The 26,875-nt window shown below is 65.7% G+C and carries 28 protein-coding genes; 15 read left to right on the top strand and 13 right to left on the bottom strand.

Annotation, left to right across the window (positions count from 1 at the left end):
• The first annotated feature begins 34 nt into the window (after positions 1-34).
• The 11 genes from ASE35_RS21030 to ASE35_RS05645 all read left to right on the top strand — a co-directional run bounded on the left by ASE35_RS21030 (position 35) and on the right by ASE35_RS05645 (position 7,762).
• Positions 35-259 carry a hypothetical protein gene (locus ASE35_RS21030; RefSeq protein ID WP_157489281.1) on the top strand — a complete coding sequence of 75 codons (225 nt, stop codon included), beginning with the start codon at positions 35-37 and terminating at the stop codon, positions 257-259.
• A gap of 475 nt (positions 260-734) precedes the next feature.
• The gene (locus tag ASE35_RS21025) at positions 735-1,151 is read left to right on the top strand and encodes a DUF4440 domain-containing protein (RefSeq protein WP_157489280.1); all 417 of its coding nucleotides are present in this window, start codon (positions 735-737) and stop codon (positions 1,149-1,151) included.
• Between the two features lie 519 nt (positions 1,152-1,670).
• The gene (locus ASE35_RS05680) at positions 1,671-2,210 is read left to right on the top strand and encodes a hypothetical protein (protein ID WP_057159386.1); all 540 of its coding nucleotides are present in this window, start codon (positions 1,671-1,673) and stop codon (positions 2,208-2,210) included.
• Positions 2,211-3,047: 837 nt separating this feature from the next.
• Entirely contained in the window at positions 3,048-3,422 is a 375-nt protein-coding gene (locus tag ASE35_RS05670) for a VOC family protein (RefSeq protein WP_057163189.1), read from the top strand.
• A gap of 57 nt (positions 3,423-3,479) precedes the next feature.
• Positions 3,480-3,899 (top strand): hypothetical protein, encoded by a 420-nt coding sequence (locus ASE35_RS05665; protein WP_057163188.1) that lies wholly within the window; start codon positions 3,480-3,482, stop codon positions 3,897-3,899.
• 75 nt (positions 3,900-3,974) lie between these two features.
• The gene (locus tag ASE35_RS21020) at positions 3,975-4,382 is read left to right on the top strand and encodes a hypothetical protein (protein WP_157489279.1); all 408 of its coding nucleotides are present in this window, start codon (positions 3,975-3,977) and stop codon (positions 4,380-4,382) included.
• Positions 4,383-4,452: 70 nt separating this feature from the next.
• Entirely contained in the window at positions 4,453-5,070 is a 618-nt protein-coding gene (locus ASE35_RS21865) for a DUF1294 domain-containing protein (protein ID WP_082611125.1), read from the top strand.
• A 428-nt stretch (positions 5,071-5,498) separates the two neighbouring features.
• On the top strand, positions 5,499-5,894 hold the full coding sequence (locus tag ASE35_RS21015) for a hypothetical protein (RefSeq protein WP_162259023.1): 396 nt from the start codon (positions 5,499-5,501) through the stop codon (positions 5,892-5,894).
• A gap of 79 nt (positions 5,895-5,973) precedes the next feature.
• The gene (locus tag ASE35_RS21010) at positions 5,974-6,207 is read left to right on the top strand and encodes a hypothetical protein (RefSeq protein WP_157489277.1); all 234 of its coding nucleotides are present in this window, start codon (positions 5,974-5,976) and stop codon (positions 6,205-6,207) included.
• A gap of 79 nt (positions 6,208-6,286) precedes the next feature.
• Entirely contained in the window at positions 6,287-6,613 is a 327-nt protein-coding gene (locus ASE35_RS05655) for a nucleotide pyrophosphohydrolase (protein ID WP_057163187.1), read from the top strand.
• Positions 6,614-7,132: 519 nt separating this feature from the next.
• Complete coding sequence (locus ASE35_RS05645) at positions 7,133-7,762, top strand: HAD family hydrolase (RefSeq protein ID WP_057163186.1); 630 nt, start codon at positions 7,133-7,135, stop codon at positions 7,760-7,762.
• Between the two features lie 821 nt (positions 7,763-8,583).
• On the opposite strand, the gene hflD is transcribed toward ASE35_RS05645, so the two are convergent.
• From hflD to ASE35_RS05625, 4 genes are read right to left on the bottom strand one after another with little or no spacing between them, the layout of a single operon-like run.
• The gene (hflD, locus tag ASE35_RS05640; protein WP_056174846.1) at positions 8,584-9,216 is read right to left on the bottom strand and encodes a high frequency lysogenization protein HflD; all 633 of its coding nucleotides are present in this window, start codon (positions 9,214-9,216) and stop codon (positions 8,584-8,586) included.
• Complete coding sequence (gene mnmA, locus ASE35_RS05635) at positions 9,213-10,397, bottom strand: tRNA 2-thiouridine(34) synthase MnmA (RefSeq protein ID WP_057163185.1); 1,185 nt, start codon at positions 10,395-10,397, stop codon at positions 9,213-9,215. The genes hflD and mnmA overlap by 4 nt, the downstream gene beginning before the upstream one ends.
• 5 nt (positions 10,398-10,402) lie before the next feature.
• Positions 10,403-10,882 carry an NUDIX hydrolase gene (locus ASE35_RS05630; RefSeq protein WP_057159377.1) on the bottom strand — a complete coding sequence of 160 codons (480 nt, stop codon included), beginning with the start codon at positions 10,880-10,882 and terminating at the stop codon, positions 10,403-10,405.
• Complete coding sequence (locus ASE35_RS05625; RefSeq protein ID WP_056174839.1) at positions 10,882-11,403, bottom strand: YbjN domain-containing protein; 522 nt, start codon at positions 11,401-11,403, stop codon at positions 10,882-10,884. The genes ASE35_RS05630 and ASE35_RS05625 overlap by 1 nt, the downstream gene beginning before the upstream one ends.
• Positions 11,404-11,510: 107 nt before the next feature.
• Here ASE35_RS05625 and clpS point away from each other — a divergent pair, with 107 nt between their 5' ends.
• Together clpS and clpA are read left to right on the top strand one after the other, a co-directional pair.
• Positions 11,511-11,831, top strand: a complete 321-nt coding sequence (clpS, locus tag ASE35_RS05620) for an ATP-dependent Clp protease adapter ClpS (protein ID WP_056174837.1) — start codon at positions 11,511-11,513, stop codon at positions 11,829-11,831.
• A gap of 88 nt (positions 11,832-11,919) precedes the next feature.
• Positions 11,920-14,202: an ATP-dependent Clp protease ATP-binding subunit ClpA gene (gene clpA / locus ASE35_RS05615; protein WP_056174836.1), complete on the top strand. Its 2,283-nt coding sequence runs from the start codon at positions 11,920-11,922 to the stop codon at positions 14,200-14,202.
• Between the two features lie 291 nt (positions 14,203-14,493).
• Here the strand turns inward: clpA and ASE35_RS05610 are convergent, their stop codons facing one another.
• From ASE35_RS05610 to trxB, 9 genes are all read right to left on the bottom strand, one after another.
• Entirely contained in the window at positions 14,494-14,853 is a 360-nt protein-coding gene (locus ASE35_RS05610; RefSeq protein ID WP_057163184.1) for a hypothetical protein, read from the bottom strand.
• A 646-nt stretch (positions 14,854-15,499) separates the two neighbouring features.
• Positions 15,500-18,358, bottom strand: a complete 2,859-nt coding sequence (lanM, locus tag ASE35_RS05605; protein WP_057163183.1) for a type 2 lanthipeptide synthetase LanM — start codon at positions 18,356-18,358, stop codon at positions 15,500-15,502.
• 97 nt (positions 18,359-18,455) lie between these two features.
• Positions 18,456-18,620, bottom strand: coding sequence for a hypothetical protein (locus ASE35_RS21005; RefSeq protein WP_157489276.1), 165 nt, complete (start codon positions 18,618-18,620; stop codon positions 18,456-18,458).
• 342 nt (positions 18,621-18,962) lie between these two features.
• Positions 18,963-19,181: a translation initiation factor IF-1 gene (gene infA / locus ASE35_RS05600; protein ID WP_031372296.1), complete on the bottom strand. Its 219-nt coding sequence runs from the start codon at positions 19,179-19,181 to the stop codon at positions 18,963-18,965.
• Between the two features lie 87 nt (positions 19,182-19,268).
• Positions 19,269-20,027, bottom strand: a complete 759-nt coding sequence (gene aat, locus ASE35_RS05595) for a leucyl/phenylalanyl-tRNA--protein transferase (protein ID WP_057159375.1) — start codon at positions 20,025-20,027, stop codon at positions 19,269-19,271.
• Between the two features lie 160 nt (positions 20,028-20,187).
• Complete coding sequence (locus tag ASE35_RS05590; RefSeq protein ID WP_057163182.1) at positions 20,188-21,354, bottom strand: GNAT family N-acetyltransferase; 1,167 nt, start codon at positions 21,352-21,354, stop codon at positions 20,188-20,190.
• Entirely contained in the window at positions 21,332-21,787 is a 456-nt protein-coding gene (locus ASE35_RS05585) for a GNAT family N-acetyltransferase (RefSeq protein WP_200957001.1), read from the bottom strand. Before ASE35_RS05585 ends, ASE35_RS05590 begins: the two co-directional genes overlap by 23 nt.
• On the bottom strand, positions 21,784-21,981 hold the full coding sequence (locus ASE35_RS05580) for a hypothetical protein (protein WP_057163180.1): 198 nt from the start codon (positions 21,979-21,981) through the stop codon (positions 21,784-21,786). Before ASE35_RS05580 ends, ASE35_RS05585 begins: the two co-directional genes overlap by 4 nt.
• Positions 21,982-21,983: 2 nt before the next feature.
• Positions 21,984-22,937, bottom strand: coding sequence for a thioredoxin-disulfide reductase (trxB, locus tag ASE35_RS05575; protein WP_056174823.1), 954 nt, complete (start codon positions 22,935-22,937; stop codon positions 21,984-21,986).
• A 533-nt stretch (positions 22,938-23,470) separates the two neighbouring features.
• Here trxB and ASE35_RS05570 point away from each other — a divergent pair.
• Positions 23,471-25,828 carry a DNA translocase FtsK gene (locus tag ASE35_RS05570; RefSeq protein WP_200943943.1) on the top strand — a complete coding sequence of 786 codons (2,358 nt, stop codon included), beginning with the start codon at positions 23,471-23,473 and terminating at the stop codon, positions 25,826-25,828.
• Between the two features lie 118 nt (positions 25,829-25,946).
• Entirely contained in the window at positions 25,947-26,810 is an 864-nt protein-coding gene (locus ASE35_RS21000) for a hypothetical protein (RefSeq protein WP_157489275.1), read from the top strand.
• The last annotated feature ends 65 nt before the right edge of the window (positions 26,811-26,875 follow it).

The following is a 26,875-nucleotide window of genomic DNA, read 5'->3' as shown; positions in this document are numbered from 1 at the left end:
CGGTCCGGCTTAACTCAGGCGTTAGGTGGCACTCATGGAAGCAATGGTAAATCCTTGTGCTCGTCTTCTGGTTGAGATACCCGCGGAGCGCTACCGGCTCCTCACAGCAGCAGGGCGTGCTCCGCAGATCGAAGACATGGTGGTTCTGGATCAGGGGTTCACCGGCGAAGGTGGTCTGCCGATGGTATTGGCGTACTTCCCGGCCGTTGGGGACGACAGCCTATATGAGGTGGAAGTGTATGAATCGGAGTTGGAATAGCGAGTCGGAGATGGTGCTTACGGTCGGTGGGCACCTGCCACCTGACAGTTCATTCAATCCGAATCTGCTCCGCGGGTCCGCTTAGTTCAGGCGTTAGACGGCACATGTTGAATCCCGCATGCCTTGAACATCAGTGGTCCCAGTACCGCAAACGCCAACAATTGCATCTGCGTTCGCTTCCGGCTTCTGTAGCAATTGGTCTGGCTGGTGGTTTCTTGGCTAGCGCACTTAACGTGGACTGGATCTTCTATGTACTGGCCTTCTCCGCGGTATTGGCCCCCGCGCTGACGGCAAACTACGTCTGGCTATTTCGTTGCCCCCACTGCGACAATCGATTTGCCTCAGGCAGGTTCTGGCGTAATCCCTATACTCGCAAGTGCTTGCACTGCGGTAGGGCGGTCGGCAGTGTCGCCTAACAATTCGTTCAAGCCGAACCCGCTTCGCGGCTCGGCTCAACTCAGGCCTTAGGATTCGCATGAGCGATCAGCGCGAGCGAGATAGGATTGATGCACTCATCGGCGCCTTCTTTTCAGCCTTCGACAATCGCGGTGGTGTTCTGCCGGAGCTGAAACGTGTCGTTGACTGCTTCAGTGATAAGGCGGTTATTGTTCGCCATTCTAAAGCAGCGACAGCTATCTACACTCCACTCGAGTTTGCGTTGCCGCGTATTTATCTGCTTGCAAATGGCTCGCTGCGAGACTTTCACGAATACGAGACCGACTCAAGTACGTCCATTTTTGGCGGCATAGCGACTCGTACGTCACGCTACAGCAAGCTCGGGATACTCAACGATCGCGACTACTCGGGGTCAGGCACCAAGTGCTTCCAGCTTGTAGATCTAAGCGATGGATGGCGCATATCCTCGCTTGCCTGGGTCGACGACGATGCCTGACAATTCATTCAAGCCGAAGTCGCTTCGCGGGACGGCCCAGTTCAAGCGTAAGGCCTTATGATAAGTACACAAGCGCTAGAAGCAGCCGAGAGAGCACGAGACAGCATCGCACTAAGAGCAGCGCTCTGCGCGGGGCAAATTCCTCCAAGCGCTCTCCGTCGGTTGTTGTTGGAGGACTGGCATGACGTTGACGAGGACATAGTTTTCAGCATCGATCAAAGCGGCGACGAGTCTGCTATAGGTGCCATTGCCCAAGCGGTAAATATTCCGTTTCCTCACTTGATCCGTTGGGGAAATCTCCATGAGTTTCAGCGAAAGTGTGCCTTTGCTCTTGTCGGGATTGGAACGCCATCAGCCCATGCGGCCCTTGAGGTTATGGCATCAAGTGCTGATCCATTTCTACGCCGGTATGGAGAAGAGGGTCTATTCAAATGGTAGTCGTAGGATTCCGCTAAGGCCTGACGGCTCATTCAAGCCGATACAGTTTTGAGAGTCGGCTTAATTCAGGTATTGCGCCACATGTTGACAATTCAAGCGCTGAATTTGCGATGGATCCAGGGCGCGCCGGATGATCCGCTAGACCAGTGCGCCCATGGCGAAATGATGATCACCGTCAATGGTGTGGAGCTAGTTACCGCTAAGGATGGGGAGCTGACCCTCAGCGGCGCGGCCTTCTTTCTTCTGCGCACTCTCAAGTCCTCCCATACAGCGACCACCTCTGTAACGGACGGCAATCATCTTCTTCCGTGCTGCGCTTTCAACGCGTGGCCCGCTGGCGAGGGCGGGGCGCTGATTCTCCTCGGTTGTGGAGTAGGGATCGATTTCAGCGTGGAGCATCTTGCGGATGACCAGGTCCGAATCGCTCGCGGGGTAGCCGCCGTCACTGTTGAGGTCGCGGTCTGGCGCGCGGCGGTTATACAATTTGCAAGGCAGATTGACGCCTTTTATGCTTCATCTACACCCAAAGTCGAGATCGACGATGCTTTTGATCGCAAAGGCTGGGCGCTGTTCTGGGCTGAATGGCGCGCCCTCATCGGCAAGTACGCAGACGCGGCCTAACAATTCATTCAAGCCGAATCCGCTGGGCGGGTTGGCTTGGTTCAAGCGTTAGGCAGTACATGACGGATCGTTTTTGCCCAGGCTGTGGTGCTCTTCTGGTTCTCTCGATCTCGGAGGGGTCGAGATCGGTTTCTTGCAGCGAGTGCTCTTGGGCTGTTACCACGACCAACTATGACCTTCCTCAGTGGGATAAAACCCAGTACCGGATTCGCTTGGTCACAACCAATGGCCATCTGGCTAAAGCAGCGGCTTGTGTCGCTGCAGAACTTGGCATTACCGGTCGACAAGCACTCCAAATCCTAAGAGATGGCCAGCAACTCGGCACAATGCTTACTGCAATGGATGTGCTTCGGATTGATAGCAAGTTGACCCCTCAGGGGTTCTGCCTATCAACGGAGCCGCCATTTCCCTGGGGCCTCACCGGCGGTGGGTTCTGGCAATTCATTCAAGCCGAAGTCGCTTCGCGGGACGGCTTAATTCAGGCGCTAGCGCTAGGGAATAGACATGGCAAACGGTGAGAGGAAGCAAGCTCTGGCTTTGCTAGTCCTGGCTATCTTCTGGTTTGGGGTTGCGTGCGCGTTCCGTGACGGTCTCGGTCTTGTTGTCTTCTTGGCCCTTGGACTGGCTACTTTCGTGCAACTCATTCGGGTTGCGCTGCGTGGTGGCCACAACAAGGCCTTCAGGCAACTCTGGTCGGCGTTCAAAGATGCGCTCTGGGGAATAGGGTGAAGATCAAGGAATTGCTTGCATCGCCCGTCGTGCCTGAACAATCATGCGATTCGAATCCGCTTTGTGAGGCGGCTCAATGCCGGCCTTTAGCCTTACAGGGGAGGTCGCATGAATCTGGAGACGATTGAGATCAAAGCGTTTGTTCCGGCTCGCGAGCTTGCCGAGTCCATAGCTTTCTACGAGGCGCTCGGCTTCGAAGCGACGATGGAGTCGGATGAGCTCGCTTATCTTCGTTTTGGTAAGACCTCATTTCTGCTTTCGCAGTTCTACAATCCGGAGCATGCAAACAACTTCGTAATGCACATGCTTGTCTCAAATGCAGACGATTGGCATCGGAACGTCGAGGCGTCGGATGTAGTCGCAAAGTTCGCGGTTCGCCTTAGTCCGCCAGATGATAGGCCCTGGGGGATCAGGGACTTCACACTCATCGATCCGACAGGTGTGCTTTGGCGCATTGGACACGTCATTCCGTCCGAACTCTAGCTATTCATTCAAGCTGAAGCCGTTGGGCGGCTCGGCTTAATTCAGGTGTCAGGTCGCATGGAAGGCTATCGGTTTAAGTCAACCCTGTTTGACATAGAGCCGGGCGAGGATGAGCAGACCAATCCTCGCATGTACGGCAGGCAGCTTGCAGCGTGGCTGAAAGTCCAATTGGAGGGTCGTGGCTATGTCGTCGAGCCTGTCATTGATGAGGATTGGGGGCGCTGCCTGGTGTGCTTGCGAGCCCCTTTCATGTTGTGGGTCGGTTGCGGGAGTGTCGCTGACTACGACACCGCAAAACCGGGAGACCCGCCACCCGCCAAGGAGGACGTGATCTGGCATTGCTTTCCGGAGGCTGAGGTCTCTCTCTGGAAGCGCCTCTTCAGAAGAATCGACACTACTGTGGCGGTCGCGAAACTCGATGCGGATCTACGGGCCATCCTGGCCGGCGAGTCTCGTATCACCCTCATGGACGTTTAAGATGCGGTCCAACAATCATCCAGCCCGGACCCGCTTCGTGACGGGCCTCAATTCTGTCTCTACGGTTAATTCCGAATGTCATCACGCGTCTATGCCTATCTGACGGTTTCTGGATTTTCCTGCGAGCCGAATGCGATCACGGCGCTCGTAGGTCTTCCGATGGCGCGCCTCGGGCTATCTGGTGATCGCACACGCGGCGATCGACTTGTCACAGAGAACACTTGGTCCAGCCAGCCGCCGGTGCCGCCCGGTGAAGAGCAGCCGGATTACTACGTGTCGGCTATCCTGGACCACATTGCTACTCGGTCTGCTGAGTTGACGAATTTCTTGCGCAGTCATAGCTCCGGCATCAATTGCGTGGGCGAGTTCCGTCGGATCAATGGCGGCTTCCACATGTCGCAGGAGCTCGTTTCACGCTGTGCAAGCCTCGGCCTCTGGCTGGACTTCGATCTGTACAACTTCACCATGCAAGACGAACGCTAGCAGGCCATTCAAGCCGATGCCGCTTCTCGGTTCGACCTAATCCAAGTGTTATGCGCCAAATGAACTTGCCATGAGACTTGTAGGAAGAATTTCAGGCTGGAACGAGGAAAAAGGATACGGCTTCGTCACGCCGCATGCCGGTGGCGGCAGCGTCCGTGCCTTTGTTCATATCAAAGCATTCCAGCCCGGGTCTCGTCGCCCTGTTGACGGAGACCTCATCTCGTACTCGGTGTCTAAGGACGATCGCGGCCGCGCGAACGCAGTGGATGTGCGTTATGCCGGTCAGAAGATCGAGCAACGCAAGTCATCCAGGCCAATGCCAAGGTTGGCGATCGGCGTTCTATTCTTGCTTGCAAGCGCATTTGCCGCGTTCTTCGGTTTCATCCCGTTTGCAATCATCGCGGGCTACGCGCTGCTGAGTTGCTTGTCTTACATCATGTACTCGGTAGACAAGGCTGCAGCGGGGAAGGGCATGCAGCGCACTCCGGAAAGCACGCTGCATTTCGTGGATGCGCTTGGCGGCTGGCCTGGCGCGCTCATGGCGCAGCAACGGTTTCGCCATAAGACCGTGAAGACATCGTTTCAATCGGTTTTCTGGGTTACCGTTCTCATTAACATTGTTGCTACTATTTGGCTTATACGCAGTGGTGCCGCGAGGTCGTTGACAACCGCACTTCTCGGCAGCTAACGATTCACTCAAGTCGACGCCGCTTGGCGGCGCTGCTTAATTCAGGCTTTTGCGCTTATGTCCGATACCCCCAGCGTTTGGGAAGGTGTGCCTTCGGCCCTGCTGGGCGCATGGCGCCAAGCCTTTTCCGAAGCCCCCGCGCGGATACGCGTCGCCCATCCTTGTCCTGTGTGTGGCGAGCGCAGGCTTCTTAGGTGGCATGACGGCGGCCGGGGCCTTTGGGAGTGGTGTCAATCCTGTCTCAGCTATGAGCATTCAACAGCGCGGGCTCCGGCAGGTTGGGAGCCGGAGTTGGACATTTTTCCTGTTGGTGCGACGGCGGAGCCAATCGCAATCGCTAGCGCATTGCGTGAAGCAGGATTCATATGAGAGATAGCTGTTTGTTCAGGCCAAAATTGCTTCGCGGCTGGGCTTGGTTCGGAGTTGAGGTGGCTATGGTGTTTCGTAACTTGATGTTTTATTTGCTTCTTTTGCTGGCTTCCATGGAGGTTGCTGCTCAGCCGGATCAGAGTCCTAAAGTCGGTTGGCTCGTTGGGACCTGGGTTCTTTGCGAAGATCCCGACAATAGCCCCAAGGACTCATTGCAGTTCAACGGAGACGGGACCGGTATGGTCATCCGGGCCAAAGGCAGCATTGAGTTTTTGCATAGGCATTCTGGTCGATCTGTGTCTCTCCTCGCTAATGCGAACGGTTACGCGATCCCTATAGCGTTATCTGCTTCGCCTGCGTACGACCAATTGCTGCTGCATAGCGACAAGACCGGCAACACGGCAAGTTATGTGCGCGCCGATAGCCGGCAAGTCAGCGGCTGCGGCATCCAGTGAAAGCCTTTGGCAATTCGTGCAATCCGACCCCGCCGTGTGGGTCGTCTTCGCTCGCGTGTTAGTAGGCAGGGGTGGGTTCATGGCGAGATCAAAGCGCAAGACGCCTGTCAGTGGGGTTACATCAGCGACGTCCGAAAAATCCGACAAAGCAGCATCGCACCGCAAGATTAGGCGTGCTGTTCGTCAGATCGTTCCGGTCACACCCGAAGCAGTGCTGCCGCTTGAAAAGGAACTTACCAACACGTTCTCTATGGACAAAGACGGAAAGGCCCGCTTCGATCCTGCGGAATCACCGGAGTTGCTGCGCAAATGAGGGCCTGTCTGTCCCGGTCGGAACCCATTTCATCCAAACAGAGCGCTTCGCGGCTCGGCTTAACAGGTGCTATGCAATCATGAAGCTCAATGACATCGAGAAACTAGCGCTTGAGCTAAACGAGCTTTACGAAAAGCTCGAGATCAAAAGGTATGGGCGTGTCTGGAGCACAGAAGAGCTTGCGCTCGGCTTCGTGGGCGATGTGGGCGATCTGGCAAAGCTGATTCAGGCGAACGCGGGCATCAGACATATCGACGACTGCAAAGCAAAGCTCGGCCATGAATTGTCGGACTGTTTATGGTCCATTATTGTGCTTGCAAATAAGTGCGGCATCGACTTGGAGGCGGAGTTTGTCAAGAACACCGGCGAGCTGGTTGCACATGTATCCGGCGAGCTGGATGCATAGCCATTGGTTCACCCGGCGCCGCATCGCGGCTCGGCTCAATTCGGGCGTTAGGCCTGTTGCCAGCCATCGAAGATGCTCGAAAGGCCTTAACTCGCTTCCAAATCGCTCGTTTGTTTTCTTTTCGATGCTCGTAAGTCCAACCCTCGCGCATGCTTCAGACCCCACGGAGTTGGCGATATTCCTCTATGCGGTTCTCGCCGTGGTCTTTGCCATCGTCTTTGCTATCACTTGGCTCTTGACTAGGCGCATGTCCAAACAATGGCTCAAGATATCGATCAGGGCGGCGGTAGTTCTCCTCTTCTGGACACCTGTTCCATTGGGAGGCGCAGGCTATTGGTGGCCTGTGCCCTTCGCGCTGTTCGCTTAGTGAGTTGCAGAGGACATGAATGACCTTGGCGATGCTAGGCCTGGGTTGTCCGTAGATGGATCGCGTCGTGATCGGGCCCCGTCGTGGCCATTACGCTCGGCGATGCGCGCGTGGCGCGCTAGGCTGGCATTCCGGTTTCAGGCGGATTTGCGATGACGATACGGGCGGTGGTGTTCGACGTGTACGGCACCTTGGTGCGCATCGGCGAACGGCGCGCGCCGTTCCGGGCGTTGCTGGCGCGCATGGAGGCGGCCGGGCGGGCGCGACAGGCCGGCGACGCCGCTACGATCATGAGCCGGCGGCTCGACCTGGCTGACGCCGCGGCGCTGCTCGGGGCCGATCTTTCCGCGTCGGAGCTGGCCGCGCTGGAGGGCGAGCTGCAAGCCGAACTGGCATCGGTGCGCCTGTTCCCCGACACCCTGGGCGTGCTGCAGGCCCTGGCCAGGCGGGGCCTCAAGCTCGGCCTGTGCTCCAACCTGGCCGCGCCCTATGCGGCGCCGGTGCTGGCTCTGCTGCCGCCCTTGGACGCCTACGCCTGGAGCTTCGAGGTCGGCGCGATCAAGCCCGAACCGGCCATTTATGCCCACGTCTGCCGCGAGCTGGGCTGTGAGCCCGCGCAGGTGCTGATGGTGGGCGATACGCCCGAAGCCGATCTGCACGGCCCGCGCCGGTTCGGCATGCGTAGCCTGCTGCTGCGGCGCGAGGGGACAAGGCCGGGCGATGAGGCGGCCGACACGATCTCCGACCTTGGCGGGGTGTTGGAGGCGCTGGACGTACCGTGACTCGCAGGATTGGGCGAGCGGCAGCGAAGCTGCATCGCAACCCGTTCCCGTGCCGGACTGGCCCATGCCTGCGCTCGCATGGCGGTTTTCGTGTCCGGGGCGAGCCGGGGACGGGCCGCAGTTGGGTGTGCGTGGTGATGCGGTTCGCTGCGCTCACCACATCCTACGTGGGGCTACTCCGGCGGCCGGCTGGCGTTGCCTTTGCATCGCGATGAATGCATCGCCATCTTCGCGAGCCTGGAGCCCGCCGGATTTGGCCGGCGTTTCAAGTGCGCGGCGTATTCTTCATAGGCAGGACGCATCGTCGCAGGACCGCGATGCGAAGACGCGAAGCAGGTCGCATTCCGCGGCGCTGCGCTGCACGGCGACGTGACGGCATTCGCAGATGCAAAACGCGTGCTGGTGTGTGATTGCACGCGCAGGGGGAATGCAATGAAATCCGTTAAATCGCTTCGAGCCGACCGGCTGGACCGTGCTCTGCGCTGGACCTTGGGCCTGGTCCTGATCGCGGCGGTAGCCTGGGCCTGGGCCCACGGCGGCAGCACGCTCTAAGTTGCTCTGTCGATAGGGGCGCCCTGGCGCACTTTGGCCATCGTTACGCGTCGCCCTCGGCGTCGCGGCCGTTCGATGGCGCCGATGCGGTGCGCCTAGGGCTTACCGCATCCTACGGACCTATCGATTGGGCGCGCCCTGGCGCGCTATCGCCATCTTTACGCATTGCCCTCGGCGTCGCGGCCGTTTCGATGGCGCCGATGCGGTGCGCCTAGGGCTTAGCGCATCCTACGGGGGCTGCCTGCGGCTCACCGCCGGGCGGCTTCGAGCTAGTCGAGATAGGCGTGGAGCGCCGCGATCATGTCGCGCCGGCGCAGCAGGAAGTCCCACAAGCTGCCGCCCAGCTGACGCCACAACACCGCCGAGCGCACTGCCGCCAGCAGCACCGCGCGCACTTCCGCGACCACGTTGGCCTGACCCAGGTAATGCGGGTTGCCCTGCACCAGCACGCGCGGGCGCAGGTGGCTCAGGGTTTCGGCGTACAGCCCGCCCAGCGCGGCCAGTACATCCGGATGCGCGCTGCCCAGGCGTTCGGCGGCGCCGGACTGGGCGCGGATGCCGGCCTGCACCCGTTCGGCCATGGCCGAGTCGCGCACGAAACGGCGCTCCAGCTGCATCACCGCCATCGCTAGGCGCGGCAGTTGCTCGTCCTTGGTGTCGTTGACGAAGTAGTCGCGCAGCAGCACCAGGCCGGGGCGCAGGGCCTCGGTGCCGCCATAGACCTGGGCGGGCGAGGCGGCGTCGATGCGGAACACCGAGTCCAGCGCCGTGCCCAGCACCGCGGCGTTGGCCTGGCCGGTGTCGGCGATGCGGCGAACCTGGGCCAGGGCCTGGACCAGGCCGGCCAGGGCGAGCACGCGCTCGGAAATCGCCGAGGAAGCGGGGGAGGCGGTGGAGCTCATGCGGCATTGACCTTCAAATGTTGTTCCAGCGGCGCGTCGGTGGCGGCGATCACGGCGCCACCCAGACAGACCTCTCCGTCGTACAGCACCAGCGATTGACCGGGGGTGACCGCGCGTTGCGGGCGGGCGAAGCGCACCTGCAGGCGGCCGTCGTCCAGCACTTCGACCTCGCAGGCCTCGTCGGGCTGGCGGTAGCGGGTTTGTGCGCTGCAGGCGAAGCGCCGCGCGGGCGGCGCGCCGTCGATCCAGTGCGCGGTTTCCGACCACAGCGCCTGCGAACGCAGCCAGGGGCTGTCGCTGCCCTGGTCCACGTACAGCACGTTGCGGGCGACGTCCTTGCCGACCACGTACCAGGGCGCCGCCTCGTAGCCGCGCACGCCGCCGATATTGAGGCCTTCGCGCTGGCCGAGGGTGAAATAGAACACGCCCGCGTGGCGGCCGATCGCCCGGCCGTCGGCGCGCTCGCCGTCGACGGCGCGGATCTCGCCTTCGCGCGCGGGCAGGTAGCGCGACAGGAACTCGCGGAAGTCGCGCTCGCCGATGAAGCAGATGCCGGTCGAGTCCTTCTTGGCCGCGGTCGGCAGGCCGGCGTCCTGGGCCATCTGGCGCACGTCGCGCTTGATCAGATCGCCCAGCGGGAACAGGGTGGAGGCCAGCTGGGCCTGGCCGAGCTGGTGCAGGAAATAGCTCTGGTCCTTGCCGCGGTCGGCGGCGCGCAGCAGGCGCTGGCGGCCGCCGACGCGCTCGACCCGCGCGTAGTGACCGGTGGCGATGAATTCGGCGCCCAGCTCATGGGCGGCGTCCAGGAAGTGCTTGAACTTGATTTCGCGGTTGCACAGCACGTCCGGGTTGGGCGTGCGGCCGGCCGCGTATTCGGCCAGGAAGTGGGCGAACACGCCGTCCCAGTACTGGCTGGAGAAATCGCGGAAGTGGATGGGCAGGCCGAGCCGGCCGCAGACCGCGACCGCGTCGCGGCGGTCGTCCTCCGCCCGGCAGTCGCTCTTGCCGGCCGCTTTCGGCTTCCTGCCTTCAGCGGCACTCGCGCTGTCCTGCGCATCGTCATCGGCCCAGTTCTGCATGAACAAGCCCGCGATCGGCTCGCCGGCGTCGCGCAGGCGCAGCGCGGCGACCGACGAATCGACGCCGCCGGACATGCCCACCACGGTGCGTAGCGAAGCCACTGCGTTCAATCCAGGTGCTGCATCAGGTCCAGCGGGTGGCGGCGCCCGGCCAGGAAATCGCTGGCGGTGCGCCAGACCAGGGGGCTGCGGTGGCGCGCGGATTCGGCCTGCAGCTCGTCCGGGGTCAGCCACAGGGCGCGCACGATGCCTTCGTCCAGGCGCCGGTTCGGGTCGTGCACCACCGGCACCGCGGCGAAGGCGAAGCGCAGGTAGTGGCGGCCGCCACTGCCGTCGGGCTGCAACGGTGCTTTCCACTGGTAGGCACCGACGAAGCCAGTCAGGCGCACGTCCCAGCCGGTTTCCTCGCGGGTTTCGCGCAGGGCGGCGTCGACCAGGCTCTCGTCGGGCTCGAGATGGCCGGCGGGCTGGTTGATCACCAGGCGTCCGCCGACCGTCTCCTCGACCACGAGCAGCCGCCCGCCGTCGACCACCACCGTGGCCACGGTGACGTCCGGCTGCCAGAAGCGGCCCTCGCGGTAGCTCATCAGAACTCGTCCTTGCCCGGGGTCAGCTCGGATTCCATCAGATCGGCCGCGCGCAGGGCGTAGTCCAGAGCGTCGTCGAGCTCCTCGGCCGGCGCGTCGGCGCGCAGCTTGACCACGAACACGGCCATGTTGCCCTGCTTGACCCAGCCGCCCATCTTGCTGGACTGGCTGTCCTCGAGCAGCTTGTTGGCTAGCTCGGCCGGGAAGGCGTCGCCCTCGGCGCGGTAGGCCGGGGCCCAGACTTCGCGGACCTTGTGCTTGCCGTAGCTCTCGGTGCGCGAAATCACGAAACCCAGCTGGCTGCGGTCGTCGTCCATCTCGAAGGTCAACTTGTAGTCGCCGTCCTCGTCCACTTCGTACTTGTACCCCAAGCCGTCCAACTGCTTGGCGATGCGCGGGTCGGCGGCGGTCGAGTGCTTGGCCTCGTCGGCCTGGGCCTTGTTGCTGGCGGCCTGGGCGGCGGCGGGCAGCAGCAGGGCGGCGGCCAGCGCGGCGGGTAGGGCCAGGGCGGTAAGGCGCATCGGGATTCCTTTCACTTGGGAGGTTGGGATGGGGCGGAAGCCGCCATTTTGCTTGCCGCGCTCTCGGGCGTCCACGGCTCGCGGCCTGCCGGCCGTATAATTTGCGTATGCCCAAACAAACCGATCACGAACACAGCCACGGCGTCATGGTGGAGACCGGGAAGCCGGAAGTCGCCCGGCCGCCGCTGTACTCCGTGCTGTTGCTGAACGACGACTACACCCCGATGGACTTCGTGGTGGAGGTGCTGATGCGCTTTTTCCCCATGAATGCCGAGAAAGCGACCCAGATCATGCTCCATGTGCACACCCGCGGCCGCGGCGTCTGCGGCGTCTTCACGCGCGAAGTCGCCGAGTCCAAGGTGGCGCAAGTGAACGAATTTTCAAGGCTGCACCAGCACCCCTTGCTGTGCACGATGGAAAAGGCTTAGAACTCTGCTGTAGCTCCGCGACGACGGGGATGGAAAAACCGCCGGCCGGCCCCAATCAAGGGTGCATACGTACTGGAGGCCCCCTCCCATGTTCAGCAAGGATCTCGAATACAGCATCGGCCAGTGCTACAAGCGCGCCCGCGAGGCGCGCCACGAGTACATGACGGTCGAACACCTGCTGCTGGCGCTTTTGGACAATCCCTCCGCCGAGGGCGTGCTCAAGGCCTGCGGCGCCGACTTCGCGCGACTGCGCAGCGACCTCGAACAGGCCATCGCGACCTCAGTCTCGGTGCTGCCCGAGGACGTCGATCGCGATACCCAGCCCACCCTGGGCTTCCAGCGCGTGCTGCAGCGCGCGGTCTACCACGTCCAGTCCTCGGGCAAGAAGGAGGTCACCGGCGCCAACGTGCTGGTGGCGATCTTCGGCGAGAAGGACTCGCACGCGGTCTACTTCCTCAACCAGCAGGACGTGGCCCGCCTGGACGTGGTCAATTACCTGTCGCACGGCATCGCCAAGCACGGCGCCGAGGACGCGGGCGGCCAGCACGAGGACGGCGAAGCCAAGCCGGCCGAGGGCGGCGAGGGCGAGGGCAAGTCCGACGCCCTGGCCGAGTTCGCGGTCAACCTCAACCAGCTCGCTCGCGACGGCCGCATCGACCCCCTGGTCGGGCGCGCCGACGAGGTCGAGCGCACCATCCAGGTGCTGTGCCGCCGGCGCAAGAACAACCCGCTGTACGTCGGCGAGGCCGGCGTGGGCAAGACCGCGATCGCCGAAGGCCTGGCCAAGCGCATCGTCGACGGCGACGTGCCGATGGTGCTGGAGAACGCGACCATCTACGCCCTGGACCTGGGCGCGCTGGTGGCCGGCACCAAGTACCGCGGCGACTTCGAAAAGCGCCTCAAGGCGGTGCTGGCGCAGCTCAAGAAGCTGCCCGACGCGGTGCTGTTCATCGACGAGATCCACACCATCATCGGTGCCGGTTCCGCCAGTGGCGGCACCATGGACGCCAGCAACCTGATCAAGCCGGCGCTGTCCTCGGGCGAGCTGCGCTGCATCGGTTCCACCACGTTCCAGGAATACCGCGGCATCTTCGAGAAGGACCGCGCGTTGGCGCGGCGCTTCCAGAAGATCGACATCGTCGAGCCGACCGTGGGCGAGACCTTCGAAATCCTGCAGGGCCTCAAGCCCAAGTACGAGGCGCACCACGGCGTAACCTACGCCGACGAGGCGCTGCAGGCGGCGGTGGATCTGTCGGTCAAGCACATCGGCGACCGCCTGCTGCCGGACAAGGCCATCGACGTGATCGACGAGGCCGGCGCGCGCCAGCGCCTGCTGCCCGAGAACGTGCGCAAGAGCCTGATCGACATCGAAGAGATCGAGACCATCGTGGCCAAGATGGCGCGCATCCCGACCAAGCAGGTCTCGGCCAGCGACAAGGACGTGCTGCGCAATCTCGAGCGCAATCTCAAGATGGTGATCTTCGGCCAGGATCCGGCCATCGACACCCTGACCGCGGCGATCAAGCTCGCGCGTTCGGGGCTGGGCAATCCGGACAAGCCGATCGGCAACTTCCTGTTCGCCGGCCCGACCGGCGTGGGCAAGACCGAGGTCACCAAGCAGCTCGCACTGCAGTTGGGCATCGAGCTGGTGCGCTTCGACATGTCCGAGTACATGGAGCCGCATTCGGTCAGCCGCCTGATCGGCGCGCCTCCGGGCTACGTCGGCTTCGACCAGGGCGGCCTGCTGACCGAGAAGATCGTCAAGACCCCGCACTGCGTGCTGCTGCTGGACGAGGTCGAGAAGGCGCATCCGGACATCTTCAACATCCTGTTGCAGGTCATGGACCGCGGCACCCTGACCGACACCAACGGTCGCGAGGCCAACTTCAAGAACGTGATCCTGGTGATGACCACCAACGCCGGCGCGGCGCAGGCGGCGCGGCGCACGATCGGCTTCACCCAGCAGGACCATTCGACCGACGCCATGGAAGTGATCCGTCGCAGCTTCACCCCGGAATTCCGCAACCGCCTCGATGCGGTGGTGCAGTTCCAGGCGCTGGGCTTCGATCACATCCTGCGCGTGGTAGACAAGTTCCTGATCGAGCTGGAAGCGCAGTTGCACGAGAAGAACGTCACCCTCAGCGCTACCCCGACCGCGCGCGACTGGCTGGCCCAGCACGGCTTCGATCCGCTGATGGGCGCGCGCCCGATGGCGCGCGTGATCCAGGACAAGATCAAGCGCCCGCTCGCGGACGAGTTGCTGTTCGGCAAGTTGATCGGCGGCGGCCGCGTCAGCATCGACGTCAAGGACGACGAGCTGGTGGTCGAAGCCCAGGCCGAACCGGAGAAGCTGTTGCCGGTCACGGTGTGATCCGACGGCGCCGCGCTGTTCGCGCGGTGTCAGGCGATACGAAACAGGCGGCCGGATGGCCGCCTGTTTTGGTTTGGGTCTCTCGTTACGCTATGACGGCCGATCGCGGTGCTACTCCAGCGCCCTTCGCCGCGAGCCGGTCCTCTCGCGGGCGGATTGTCGCGTAGCGAGGAGGAGCAAATCCTCCCCAACCCTCCTTTTTCAAAGGAGGGGGCGAAGGCGGGTGCCTGCCGACGCGTTCGCTCACCGCACCCTGCCGCGCAACACGGCTCGCGACTCGTTCTGCAGCGCTCAGCGGCGCTTGTTGTAGCGCGCGTACGCGGTCTCGTCGATGCGCTCGACCGCGCTGACCTTGCAGTCGTCCTTGTTGAGCTTGACGCGGGTGCCGCTGGGGCAGATGCGGCCGCTCTGGCCGTCGGCGGAGAGGTCGAAGCGGGTCGCCATTTGCAGGCCGTCGCAGGAGCTGGAGACGCTGAGGCGGTAAAAGGCGTCGCCGTCGGCGACCAGCACGTACTGGGTGCCGAAGCGCGATACCTGCTGCGAGCCGCTGAGCTCCACGCATTCCTGGATGGCTTCGCCGGCGACGGCTTGCGCGCTGGCGGCGCACAGGCCGAGCGCGAGCAACAGGGTGATTCGGTGGGTGTGGCGCATGGCATCTCTCCTGGTTTGGGAACGGGGCGTGATTAAAGTAGTGATGCGCGGTTCGTGCCGAATCTGGAGGAAGTCGCCCTGACCTCCGGCACCGTGAACATCGGCCTATGTCCGATTCCGAACGAAACGCGTATGACGGTGCCTATGCTGCGTGCCGTCCTTTGCGGCGCAAGGCGTTTGCGACGATTCGGGCCGCGACCGGCGCGAATCGCCGCAGACGCCGACGAATCCCTCGGCCCTGCGCCGCATCGGCGCGACTTGTGCGCAGGGCGCGAGCTATCGCGACGATCTTCCTAACGGACGATCGCTCGTCGCCACACGTCGGTTGGATTGCGGCATGCGGGTATGGATGCGCGAGCGCGCGATTGGGTCGCAATCGATGCGTGGGGTCGCTCGAATCTCGCAGGAACCGCCATCGAGCGCGCTGTAGCGGGCGCTGGCGTCGGGTACCTCCAGGCCCCGTCCATCGCGGCCCTGCCGTCGGTGTCGTGTGGCCGCCGGCTTGCTCTCTTCGCTGCGCGTGCGGCGACGGCATCGCCGCCAGGTCGCCAACATCTCCTCGCATCCGGACGTACCGCAATCCCCGGCCCCGTGCTCGCGCTGCGCCGCTTTCAGGGCCCCGCAGGCGGGTGCCGTCCGCGCCGGCTCATTGCGCCAAGCCCGGATTCAACACAGAGGGCGTGCGCCTCGGGTCGGCCAGGCGCAGCAGGCCGTAGGCGATGCCGGATAGACCGATCATCAGGCCCAGCGGCTCCTGGCCGGGTTGATTCACGCCGCAACGCCAGCACTGCCGGCCTTGCTGCAGGATCCGTGCGCCATAGCTGCGGCAGCGTCGCAGCAAATCGCGATCGCCGCGATGCAACGCGAGTTGCAGCATGAAATCCAGCTGACCGAGCTGGCCGTGGCAAAGGCAGTGACTGCCGCTCAGGCCGGTGCGTTCGACCGTGGCCAGGCAGGCGTCGAGCTCGGCTTCGACAGGGGGCTGCGGCAGCGTCCGCGCCAGCAGCAGGCGCGACATGCCGCGGCCGCCGGCGCCGTGGCACCAGGACGCCGGATCCGCCTGCGTCGAGGCATCCGCGCCGAGACGGCTGCGGCGACGCTCGAAGCGCAGGGCCCGCTCGGCCAGCGCTTGAAAATGTCGCTGGCCGCTGCGGCGGGCGTAGGCGGACAGGGCGACGGCTATGCCCGCGCTGCCGTGGGCATAGCCGCAGAACGGGACCTCGGGCGCGCCCAGGCTCAGCCAATAGGCATCGCGGCCTTCGATGGTTGCGGACGCGGCGAGGTGTTCGGCGCAGACCTGTGCCAGCGCCGCGAGGCCCGGGTCGGGGCAGGCGTCGTCCAGGCGCATCAGCGTCAGCAGGCAGCCGGCGGCGCCGCCGATCAGGTCGAGTTCGCGGTCTTGAGCGATGCGTTCGCGCAAGCCCGCCGCGCTGGCGACGGCGTCGCGCAGCAAGGAGCGGCGGCGCCAGCTCAGGCCCAACTGCAACTGGGTGTGGATCCAGCCGGCCGTGCCGGTGTACAGGCCGATCGAGGCCAGCGCCTCGGGCTCGTCGCGCAGGCGTCGGCGGATCGACTGCAGCGCGGCCTCGGCCGCGCGCAGGTAACGCGGTTGCCGGCACTGACGGCCGAGTTCGGCGAAGCTCAGCGCCAGCCCGCACAGGCCTTCGTACAGCCCCAGGCCCATGGGCCGTATCGCGGGGCGGTCGGCCTGGTCGTACTCGACCTGCAGATAGGCCGAGCCGCGGCCATCGCGAAAGGCCAGGGCCAGCAGGCGATCGCCGATGGCCGCCGCCGCGCTGCGAAACTCGACTGGCGAGGGCGGCGGCGGCAAAGTCTCGCGCACGCGCGATCGCGACGACGGCGCCACGACCGCGTCCGCGCGCATGCATTCCAGCGCTTGCGCGAGCACGTAGCGTTGACGCTGCAGATCGCGCGGCGACCACTCGCGCAAACGACGGCGCACCTCCGCCCATCCCGAGCGCGCGTGGGTGCGGCCGATTCGGCGGCCGAGCTCGTCGATCGCGTCGGTGCCGTCGACCGTCATCGAAAAGCGCGGCACGTCGCCGCGCAGCAAGGCCTCGCGCTCGGAGCCGTGCGACTGGGCCAGGAACGGCCACTGCCGCTCGCCCAGGCGCAGGCGGGCCAGCACGTCCTCGCGGGCGGCCGACGAGCCCATGAACTTGGGGTGCGACATCGCCGAGAGTAGGCGACCGTAGATATGAGTCGAGCGCAGCAACAGGCGCATGCGTGCATGCCGGAACCGGGACAGAGGGCCGTCCGGCGCCAGCAGCGCCGGCTTGATCGCGAGCAGGCCGAGGTAGGTCTGTTCGAAGCCGGCGACGATGTCGGCGATGTGGTCCTGGGGCAGGGCGCGGGTGCCGTCGTTGAAGCGCGGCAGGTTCTGGCCGTGCGCGGTGACCGTTTCGACCTCGTCCAGACGCAGCGTATCGGTGCCCGGGTCCACCGGCACGCGCGAGGTCACGGTGTGCAGCGCGAACGCCAAGCCGCTCAGATCGTGCTCATCGGCGGCGTCGCGTGCGCGCGGCACTAGATTGGAGAACAGCACCGAGGCGCCATAGACGTCGTAGCGGATGCGGCCGCCGTGGCGCGCACCCAGGCGCGGCTGGAACAGGGTTTCCAGGTCGATCGCGACCGGATAGGCGCCGCTGGCGATCAGGTTTTCGTAGTGCAGGTCCGAGATCGCCAGCAATTGCGCGATCGCGACCAGGCCGCCGTAGCGCCGGTAGTACTGGACGGCGTCCTGGCGATCGGCGATCGGCGCATGCACGGCCTCGGCGGCGTAGCCGTAGCGGCCCAGGTCCGCTACCGCGACCGAGCGCTGCGCAGGCGCGATGCCGTGCCGGGCCAGGTCGGCGAGGAAATCCGCATAAGCGACATCCGCGGCGAAGCTGCGCGGCTTGTAATACGCGCAGCCATGTTCGAAACGCAGCCGCACCACGCTGCGCCCGTGGTCGTGCGGGTCGCCCAGCCCGGTGCGGAATCCGGTGGCGGCCCCCAGGTCGCATCCGGCGAACAGCCGGCCCAGCGGTGCGCGGTCGCCGGCAAGGCGTTGCAGGAACTCGGCCAGGAAGCGCTCGCTCTGGGCGACCTGCCGTTCGACATCGGCGCGCATCAGCGGATAGCGCGCATGCACCTGCCGCCTTCCGGCCGCGCTACCGATCCAGCGCAGGAAATCGGCGTGGCGTTCCTGCGGCGTCGCGCCGCGCAGGCGTTGCTGGTGCCGGGCGATGCGCAGTTCCAGCAGCAGGCAGCGGTAGCTCCAGCGCAACGCGGTCCTGTCCAGCGCGCGTGCGACGGAGTCCTGGAAACCGACCAGGTCGAATTCGCGGGCCTTGGCTTCGCGCCGCAACCGGCGCAGCAGCGCGCTCAACCGCCGTTGCGGCGGCGCGAGTAGCGGCCGGGCCCATTCCAGCAAGGGCAGCAGACCGGCCTCGAAAGGCGTGTAGTCGTCCAGCTCGATGGCAGGCGGATCGGGTTCGGACATCCGTGGTCCTAGGCCGTTGCCCGCGCCGATGCGCGTGGGTGCGGGCGGTCCTGGTAGCGATCCGGGCCGCGTCGCGGCGACCCGGATCGTGGGTGCGTCAACCGAAGTAGTCGGCGCCGATCATGCAGGTGCAACGTACGGTGTCGACCGGGGAGCGAAGATTCGCGGTCTGGTCGACCAGCTTTTCGTCCTTCAACTCGACATCGCCGACGCTTTCGATCATCAGCCGGTTCATGACGTCTTCGGGGATCCGTGCAGGCATGTGCGTTCCTCCTTGGCAGCGGAGCGCCGCGCGCTTGGCGGCGTTCCGGAATGGGCGCGTTCCGAGCACCCTCCTTGTGCGTGCGCCCTGACTCGCACAGGGATCGGATTTCCAATGCGGAAATGGCCTTATCCCGAACGTAGCACAGCCCAATGCGCGCGCGCGACTGCCTATGCGCGGCATTTGCGCCGTAAGCCGAGGCGGGCGCTACGCGTTAGGGTTGTTTGTGCCGTTAGGCACATCCTCAGCGTATAACGCTGGCGCCGGGAACACGGCGGGAGGGCCGAAACGAAAAAAGCGGCCATAGGCCGCTTTTTTTCTGATCGCTGCTCGCAACCGCACTTACTTCATGCGGTAGGTGATGCGTCCCTTGGTCAGGTCGTAAGGCGTCATTTCGACCTTGACCTTGTCGCCGGTCAGGATGCGGATGTAGTTCTTGCGCATCCGTCCCGAAATGTGGGCGATGATCTCGTGCCCGTTTTCGAGGCGCACGCGGAACATGGTGTTCGGAAGGGTTTCCGCCACCGTGCCCTCGAATTCGATCACGTCATCTTTTGCCATGTGTTTCCTGAATGAGGAAGAACGGGCGTTTCGCGCCCGCGAAGCCCGGCATTGTGCCACGCCTGGCGCATCGACGCAAAAATAGCGTTAATCGGCGCCGCAATCCCCGGCCGCGTCGGCCAACTCGCTGGCGGGGCGATCGCCGAAGGCCGCGGTCCAGGGGCCTGGCGCGGCGTCGGCGGCGCTGAGTTCGGCCACCGCCGCCAGGAAGCGCGTGCGCGGCCAGAGTTGCGCGCCCAGGCTCAGCAGGTGCTCGTTCTCGACCTGGGCGTCCAGCAGCGGCCAGCCCCAGGCGTGCAGACGCCGCGCCAGTCCCGCCAGGGCGACCTTGGAGCCGCCCGATTGCAGCGAGACCATGGACTCGCCGAAGAACATGCGTCCGATCGCCACGCCGTAGATGCCGCCGACCAGGCGCTCGCCGTCATAGACCTCGACCGAATGCGCATGGCCCAGCCGGTGCAGCTGCAGATAGGCCGCGCGCATTTCGTCGGTGATCCAGGTGCCGTCCTGGCCGGGGCGCGGCATGTGCGCGCAAGCGTCGACGACCTCGGCGAAGGCGGTGTCGGCGCGCAGGCGCCAGGCGCTGCGGCGCAGTTGGCGACGGAACTTCGAGGACAGGCGCACGCCGTCGCTGCGGAACACCGTGCGCGGGTCGGGGCACCACCACAGCAGGGGCTGGCCTTCGGCGTACCAGGGGAAGATGCCGTGCCGATAGGCGTTGAGCAGCCGCGTCGGCGTCAGGTCGCCGCCCGCCGCGAGCAGACCCTCCGGCCGGCGCAGGGCACGCTCGGCGGGCGGGAACGGGGACTCGGGATCGGCCGACAGCAGCGTGGGCAGGGGACTCATCGCGGGCATGATCGCCGAGTTGGCGTACGGCTGCAGGGCTGGTGCGGGGCGCGGCGGATCGAAAGCGCATGCTCCCCAGCCCGGCCGGTCTTGAACGCAGTGCTCACCCTGCGACAAAGGAGGGAGGCCACAGAGGTACAGCAAGGAGGGGCAAGGCGTCTCAGTCGGCCTGCTTGAACGGGCTGTGCTCGGCCAAGGTGCGGGCGTAGTCGCGGATCGATGCGCGTTCGTCGCGGCACCAGGGCGCGAGCGCGGCGCGGAAGCCTTCGTGGGCGATCCAGTGGCGGCTGCGCACGAAGGTGGGCAGGAAGCCGCGCGCGAGTTTGTGCTCGCCCTGGGCGCCGGGCTCGAAGCGGCTGAGGCCTTCGCGCAGGCAGTAGTCGATGCCCTGGTAGTAGCAGGTCTCGAAATGCAGACCGGGCAGGGCGGTCTCGGCGCCCCAGTAGCGGCCGTAGAGGGTATCGCCGCCGCGCAGGCACAACGCGCCGGCGATGGCGCGGCGGTCCAGCTCGGCCAGAAACATCACCAGCGCGCGTGGCAACTCGCGCGCCAGGTGGCGCAGGAAGTCCAGGGTCAGCGCTGGATGGTTGCCGTAATCGGCGAAGGTGCGCAGATAGAAGCCGTGCATCAGCGCCAGATCGGCGTCGCTGGCGTCGGCGCCTTCGACGGTGCGGAAGCGCACCCCGGCGCGCGCGACCTTGGCGCGCTCCTGGCGGATGTTCTTACGGTGCTTGTGGTCGAACGCGGCCAGGAAGGCTTCGAAATCGCGCCAGGCCGGACCGTCGGCGCCGGCGGGATTTCGCCAGTGGTACTGGACGTCGCTGCGCGCGAGCCAGTCGTCGCCGAACAGTGCGTCCTCACCCTCGCCGTGGAAGTTCACATGCGCCGATGACAGCGCCAGGCGTTCGGCCAGCGCGCTCATGGCCTCGACCAGCAGGCGGCGGTCGGCGGGCTCGTGCGCGAGCAGGCGCGGGCCGGTCACCGGCGAGTAGGGCACCGCGCACAGCCACTTGGGGAAATAGTCCAGCCCGTGTTGCGCGTAGGCATGGGCCCAGGCGTGGTCGAACACGAACTCGCCGTGCGAGTTGTCCTTGAGATAGGCGGGTGCCGCCGCGATCAGCTGGTCGCCGCGCCACAGCGTGAGGTGCTGGGGCCGCCAGCCCCATTCTTCGCGCAAGCAGCCGTGCCGCTCCAGGCCGGACAGGAAGGCATGCGCGACGAAGGGATTGCGGCCGTCGTGGAGCGCGTCCCACTGTGCGGGCGCCAGCTCCGACAGGTCCTCCAGCAGGCGCGCGCGGACCGGCTCAGTCGCCGCGTCGGTAGACATCGGGATCGTGACGCTGCATGTGGTACTCGGGCTGGCTCAAGGCTTGAAAACCCAGCCCCGCGTACAGGCGTTGCATGTCGCGGGTGACCAGGTGCCAGCGTCGCAGGCCTTGCACGCGCGCGTCGTCCATCAGCGCGCCCACCAGCGCGCGGGCGTGGCCGCGGCCGCGATGGGCGGGCAGGACGAACACGTCGGCGAGGTAGGCGAAGGTGGCCTGGTCGGTGACCGCGCGCGCGAACGCGACCAGTTCGCCGTCGACATAGCCGCGATAGCACAGCGAATGATCGAGCGCGCGACGCAGGGTGTCGGCGGGAATGCCGGCGGCCCAGTAGGACTGTCCGATGAAGTCGTGGATACGCGCGAAGTCCTGCTCCGAGCAGGGGCCGTCGCGGTCGTCGCGGATCTGCAGCGAAGAGGCGGGTGCGGTCATCAGCGCTTGATCGAGAACGGAATGCCCATGCCGGCGGGCTGGCTGAAGATGTACTGCTGCGCCGGGCCGCTGGCGTTCTTGCGTTCGGCGGCCAGCTCGGTTCGGTCCAGGCAGAACATGCCCTGCTCGCGCGCGGCCGCCGCGGGCGCGATCGCCAGCGCCACCATCAGCGATGCCGCCGCGAGCGCGCCGCGCACCCTCAAGCGTCCTTGTCGAGGAACTTCTCGGCGTCCAGGGCGGCCATGCAGCCGAAGCCGGCGGAGGTGATGGCCTGACGGTAGACCTGATCGGCGACGTCGCCGGCGGCGAACACGCCCTCGACCGAGGTCTGGGTGGCGTTGCCGTCCAGGCCGGTCTTGATGGTCAGGTAGCCGTTCTTCATGTCCAACTGGCCTTCGAACAGGGTGGTGTTCGGGGTGTGGCCGATGGCGACGAAGAAGCCGTGGATCGCCAGCTCGCGCACCGAGTCGTCCTGCACCGACTTCACCCGCAGGCCGGTCACGCCGGCGTCGTTGCCCAGCACTTCCTCGACCACGTGGTGCCACACCGGCTCGATCTTGCCGGCCTGGATCTTGGCATGCAGCTTGTCCTGCATGATCTTCTCGGCGCGCAGGGTGTCGCGGCGGTGGACCAGGTAGACCTTGCGCGCGATGTTGGACAGGTACAGCGCTTCCTCGACCGCGGTGTTGCCGCCGCCGATCACCGCCACGTCCTGGTCCTTGTAGAAGAATCCGTCGCAGGTGGCGCAGGCGGACACGCCGCGGCCCTTGTATTCCTCTTCCGAGGGCAGGCCCAGGTACTTGGCGGTGGCGCCGGTGGCGATGATCAGGGCGTCGGCGGTGTACTCGCCGCTGTCGCCGGTGAGGCGGAACGGGCGCTTGGACAGATCGGCGCTGTGGATATGGTCGAACACCACCTCGGTATCGAAGCGTTCGGCATGCGCCTGCATGCGCGTCATCAGGTCCGGCCCCATCAGGCCGTGGGCGTCGCCCGGCCAGTTGTCGACCTCGGTCGTGGTCATCAGCTGACCGCCCTGCTGCAGGCCGGTGATGACCAGCGGCTTGAGGTTGGCGCGGGCGGCGTAGACGGCGGCGGTCCAGCCGGCGGGGCCGGAACCGAGGATGACGACGCGGGAGTGCTTCGAAGGGGTCATGTAGGGATCGCGGGCTATGAGGACGCGCCTGGGCGCGATGTGTCTCCGTCGCGCGAGCCGATGCTGGCGCGGCGAAGATGCGGTGGCCACATAGCTTGGCGGCGGCGTCCCGGCAACACAAGGCGCGCGCCGCGGACGCAACGTTGCATGGCCCGCGATCCACGCCATTGCGGCGCGATCGCGGTCGGAGCGCGTTGAACATCCATCGGCGCCATGGAGCCGATCGACCAGGCCTGCGCCGCGAACGTTGCGGGCGATGACGCGCAGGCGTAGGCCGAGGCGGAGCAGGGCGCGCGGCCCGGACGATCCGTGCGGCGATCCTGCGCGACGCGGCATGAAGCTGTAACGTGGCGTCCTGGCCTGCCGCGACGCAGGCCGGTCCGGCCGCTGTCCCGCCGGGACGACGGCGAGACGCCCGCGGCGTCCGCGGATCCCCGCCACGGCGGGGATCTTGCTGTGAATTGGCTGTTAATTCAGTTTGTTCCGCCGTATATTCAATAACTAACGGTATCTAGCTCAGGCAGAACATCACGGTGGCGCAAGCTCCCTCCGCAAGCCGCAAGAAGGCCGCTCCGGCCAAGGAAAAGGCGCCGCCTTCGCCGCGCCGGCAGCGGCTGGTGCGCGATATCGCGCTGATTCTGATCGCGCCGCTGTTGTTGTACCTGCTGGCCAGCCTGCTGTCGTTCTCGACCGAGGATCCGGGCTGGTCGCATTCGGGCTCGATCACCGCGCCGCTGCACAACCTGGGCGGCCGCGTCGGTGCCTGGACCGCCGACGTGCTGTTGTACCTGTGCGGCTACGTCGCCTTCCTGCTGCCGCTGATGCTGGGCGCGATCGCCTGGATCGCCCTGTTCGGCATGGACAGCGATGGCGATGGCGACGCCGACCTCGGTCCGGCGCTGCGCCTGGTCGGCATCGTCGGCTTCCTGGTCTCGGCCACCGGCCTGCTGCAGTTGCGCTTCGGCCCGGCCGCCGATTTCTCGGCCGGCAGCGGCGGCATCCTCGGCCAGTTGGTCGGGCGCTCGCTGTACTCCGGCTTCGGCCCGGTCGGCGGCAACCTGTTCCTGCTCGCATTGCTGCTGGTCTCGCTGACCCTGGCCACCGGGATTTCCTGGCTGGCGGTGATGGACAGGATCGGAGGCTGGGCGATGGCGCTGGGGCCGGTCCTGAGCAAGCTGTTCCGGCGCGGCAGCCAGCAGGCCACCGAATGGCAGCAGACCCGCGCCTTCCGCGAAGAGCGCGAGGAAGCGCGCAAGGTCGACACCGAGCTGCGCGCCAAGCGCGAGAAGGTCCGCATCGAGCCGCCGCCGGCGCCGGTGGTGGAGAAGAGCGAGCGCGCCAAGCGCGAGCAGCAGATTCCGCTGTTCCACGTCGGCGACGGCACCGGCATTCCGCCCCTGGCCCTGCTCGACGACCCCAAGCCGCAGCCCAAGGGCTACAGCGAAGAGACCCTGGAAACGCTGTCGCGGCAGATCGAGTTCAAGCTCAAGGACTTCCGCATCGACGCCCAGGTGGTCGGCGCCTACCCGGGTCCGGTCATCACCCGTTTCGAAGTGCAGCCCGCGGCCGGCATCAAGGTCAGCCAGATCAGTTCGCTGGACAAGGACATCGCGCGCGGTCTGTCGGTGAAGTCGGTGCGCGTGGTCGACGTGATCCCGGGCAAGTCGGTGATCGGCCTGGAAACGCCGAACACCACCCGCGAGATGATCTTCCTGTCCGAGCTGCTGCGCTCCAAGGAATACGACAAGTCCGGTAGCCCGCTGACCCTGGCGCTGGGCAAGGACATCGCCGGCCGCCCGACCGTGGCCGACCTGGCGCGCATGCCGCATCTGCTGGTCGCCGGCACCACCGGTTCGGGCAAGTCGGTCGCGGTCAACGCGATGGTGCTGAGCCTGTTGTACAAGGCCTCCGCGAAGGAACTGCGGATGCTGATGATCGACCCCAAGATGCTGGAGCTGTCGGTCTACCAGGGCATCCCGCACCTGCTGGCGCCGGTGGTGACCGACATGAAGGAAGCCGCCAACGGCCTGCGCTGGTGCGTGGCCGAGATGGAGCGGCGCTACAAGCTGATGTCGATGGTCGGCGTGCGCAACCTGGCCGGCTTCAACAAGAAGGTCCGCGACGCCGAGGAAGCGGGCCAGCCGATGATGGACCCGCTGTTCAAACCCAATGCCGAGCTCGGCGAGGCGCCGCGTCCCTTGGAGACGCTGCCCTTCATCGTGATCTTCATCGACGAATTCGCCGACATGATGATGATCGTCGGCAAGAAGGTCGAAGAGCTGATCGCGCGCCTGGCGCAGAAGGCGCGCGCGGCCGGCATCCATTTGATCCTGGCCACCCAGCGTCCGTCGGTGGACGTCATCACCGGCCTGATCAAGGCCAATATTCCGACCCGCATCGCCTTCCAGGTCTCCAGCAAGATCGACTCGCGCACCATCCTGGACCAGTCCGGCGCCGAGACCCTGCTGGGCCACGGCGACATGCTCTATCTGCCGCCGGGCACGGCCATGCCCGAGCGCGTGCACGGCGCCTTCGTCTCCGACGAGGAAGTGCACCGCGTGGTCGAGCACCTCAAGCAGGTCGGCGGTGGGCCGGACTACATCGAAGGCGTGCTGGACGAGGTCCAGACCCTGGGCGACGGCATCGTAGTCGGCGCCACCGGGCTGCCGGAGAGCGGTGGCGGCGGCGACGAGTCCGATCCGCTCTACGACGAGGCCGTGCGCATCGTCACCGAGACCCGCCGTGCCTCGATCTCCGGCGTGCAGCGCCGGCTCAAGATCGGCTACAACCGCGCCGCGCGCCTGATCGAGGCGATGGAGGCGGCCGGCATCGTCACCGCCCCCGAGCACAACGGCGACCGCAGCGTGCTGGCGCCGCCGCCGCCGAAATAGGGCCGCGCCGCCGGAACCGGGCCGGGCGCCGACGGGCGGCGGGCGCCGGACTGGCGGCTGTCACAACGACGCCCTAAGCTGGACCGCAGGGGGGGATTACGCGGTTCGGACTCGGGGGATGGCCGCCATGGCCTGGAATTCGAGCAGGACGGGCGTCGCGATCGCGGCGTTCTGGATGATCGTCTGCGTTTCGCCGCCGGCGCTGGCCCAGGAATGGGTGCGCTGGCGCGGGACGCCTTCGTTGCTGGATCAGGATCCGGCCAAACGCCTGCCGCAGTCGCCGGCGCCGAAGGCGCGGACGCCGCAAGCAGCCGGGGCCGCGCGAGAGGTGGTTCCCGTCCCCGAACCCCCCACGGTCGCCAGGCCCGCGCCGCGTGTCGCAGCGCAAAGCGTTGCGATTGCGCCGGCACCGCCGCCTGCCGTGGCAACGCTGGCTCCCGTGCCGCCCGTATCGCAAGCCGCGCCCGCCGATGCGGCGACCGCACCGGCTGCGCTTGCCGGCGTCGAGGTCGCGACGATCGCGCGGACACCGGTCGTTCCGGCCGCGGGGGCTGCCTTGCCCGCAGCCACGATGCCGACCGCCGCAGCGCCGAAGCGCGGCGCGCCCGCGATCACCTTGGCGGCCCCCGTCGACGCCGCCGCGCTCGAGATCGCGCCCTTGAGTGCGGACGAGCCGTCCATCGCCGCCGCCACCGCCGCCGGGCCCGAGCGGGCCTCGGTTGCGACCGCGGCCGTCGCCCGCGCCGAGACCGAAGTGCGCGCGCCGCGCGCCGGCGGCGCCTACGTGACCGTCGGCAGCGACGGCGACGCCAGCGTGGTGGCGGCGGCGCCGCAGGTCTATTCCTGCGACGAGTCCGGGCGCTGCGAGCACCTGGAGAACGAACTCCCCAGCGTCGGCCTGCAGGCCGCGCCGGGCGTGGACAACTCGCCGCATCGCCAGATCGAATCGGAAATCAAGCGCAGCGCGCTGCGCGGCTTCTGAGCGGTCGCCGACGCGCGGCGGCGCTCACGCCGCCATCGCGCGACTGAACGTCGCCCGCGCTTTCG

Source organism: Lysobacter sp. Root916 (genome assembly GCF_001429785.1).
GTDB lineage: Bacteria > Pseudomonadota > Gammaproteobacteria > Xanthomonadales > Xanthomonadaceae > Lysobacter.
Note: the sequence above shows the minus strand (reverse complement) of the source record. Positions and strands in the feature narration are given on the sequence as shown.

What these genes read in the sequence shown, in the direction of transcription:
- ASE35_RS21030 (WP_157489281.1), top strand. Translation starts at nt 35, where the DNA reads ATGGAAGCAATGGTAAATCCTTGTGCTCGTCTTCTGGTTGAGATACCC.
- ASE35_RS21025 (WP_157489280.1), top strand. Translation starts at nt 735, where the DNA reads ATGAGCGATCAGCGCGAGCGAGATAGGATTGATGCACTCATCGGCGCC.
- ASE35_RS05680 (WP_057159386.1), top strand. Translation starts at nt 1,671, where the DNA reads ATGTTGACAATTCAAGCGCTGAATTTGCGATGGATCCAGGGCGCGCCG.
- ASE35_RS05670 (WP_057163189.1), top strand. Translation starts at nt 3,048, where the DNA reads ATGAATCTGGAGACGATTGAGATCAAAGCGTTTGTTCCGGCTCGCGAG.
- ASE35_RS05665 (WP_057163188.1), top strand. Translation starts at nt 3,480, where the DNA reads ATGGAAGGCTATCGGTTTAAGTCAACCCTGTTTGACATAGAGCCGGGC.
- ASE35_RS21020 (WP_157489279.1), top strand. Translation starts at nt 3,975, where the DNA reads ATGTCATCACGCGTCTATGCCTATCTGACGGTTTCTGGATTTTCCTGC.
- ASE35_RS21865 (WP_082611125.1), top strand. Translation starts at nt 4,453, where the DNA reads ATGAGACTTGTAGGAAGAATTTCAGGCTGGAACGAGGAAAAAGGATAC.
- ASE35_RS21010 (WP_157489277.1), top strand. Translation starts at nt 5,974, where the DNA reads ATGGCGAGATCAAAGCGCAAGACGCCTGTCAGTGGGGTTACATCAGCG.
- ASE35_RS05655 (WP_057163187.1), top strand. Translation starts at nt 6,287, where the DNA reads ATGAAGCTCAATGACATCGAGAAACTAGCGCTTGAGCTAAACGAGCTT.
- ASE35_RS05645 (WP_057163186.1), top strand. Translation starts at nt 7,133, where the DNA reads ATGACGATACGGGCGGTGGTGTTCGACGTGTACGGCACCTTGGTGCGC.
- hflD (WP_056174846.1), bottom strand. Translation starts at nt 9,216, where the DNA reads ATGAGCTCCACCGCCTCCCCCGCTTCCTCGGCGATTTCCGAGCGCGTG.
- ASE35_RS05630 (WP_057159377.1), bottom strand. Translation starts at nt 10,882, where the DNA reads ATGAGCTACCGCGAGGGCCGCTTCTGGCAGCCGGACGTCACCGTGGCC.
- ASE35_RS05625 (WP_056174839.1), bottom strand. Translation starts at nt 11,403, where the DNA reads ATGCGCCTTACCGCCCTGGCCCTACCCGCCGCGCTGGCCGCCGCCCTG.
- clpS (WP_056174837.1), top strand. Translation starts at nt 11,511, where the DNA reads ATGCCCAAACAAACCGATCACGAACACAGCCACGGCGTCATGGTGGAG.
- clpA (WP_056174836.1), top strand. Translation starts at nt 11,920, where the DNA reads ATGTTCAGCAAGGATCTCGAATACAGCATCGGCCAGTGCTACAAGCGC.
- ASE35_RS05610 (WP_057163184.1), bottom strand. Translation starts at nt 14,853, where the DNA reads ATGCGCCACACCCACCGAATCACCCTGTTGCTCGCGCTCGGCCTGTGC.
- lanM (WP_057163183.1), bottom strand. Translation starts at nt 18,358, where the DNA reads ATGTCCGAACCCGATCCGCCTGCCATCGAGCTGGACGACTACACGCCT.
- ASE35_RS21005 (WP_157489276.1), bottom strand. Translation starts at nt 18,620, where the DNA reads ATGCCTGCACGGATCCCCGAAGACGTCATGAACCGGCTGATGATCGAA.
- infA (WP_031372296.1), bottom strand. Translation starts at nt 19,181, where the DNA reads ATGGCAAAAGATGACGTGATCGAATTCGAGGGCACGGTGGCGGAAACC.
- aat (WP_057159375.1), bottom strand. Translation starts at nt 20,027, where the DNA reads ATGAGTCCCCTGCCCACGCTGCTGTCGGCCGATCCCGAGTCCCCGTTC.
- ASE35_RS05590 (WP_057163182.1), bottom strand. Translation starts at nt 21,354, where the DNA reads ATGTCTACCGACGCGGCGACTGAGCCGGTCCGCGCGCGCCTGCTGGAG.
- trxB (WP_056174823.1), bottom strand. Translation starts at nt 22,937, where the DNA reads ATGACCCCTTCGAAGCACTCCCGCGTCGTCATCCTCGGTTCCGGCCCC.
- ASE35_RS21000 (WP_157489275.1), top strand. Translation starts at nt 25,947, where the DNA reads ATGGCCGCCATGGCCTGGAATTCGAGCAGGACGGGCGTCGCGATCGCG.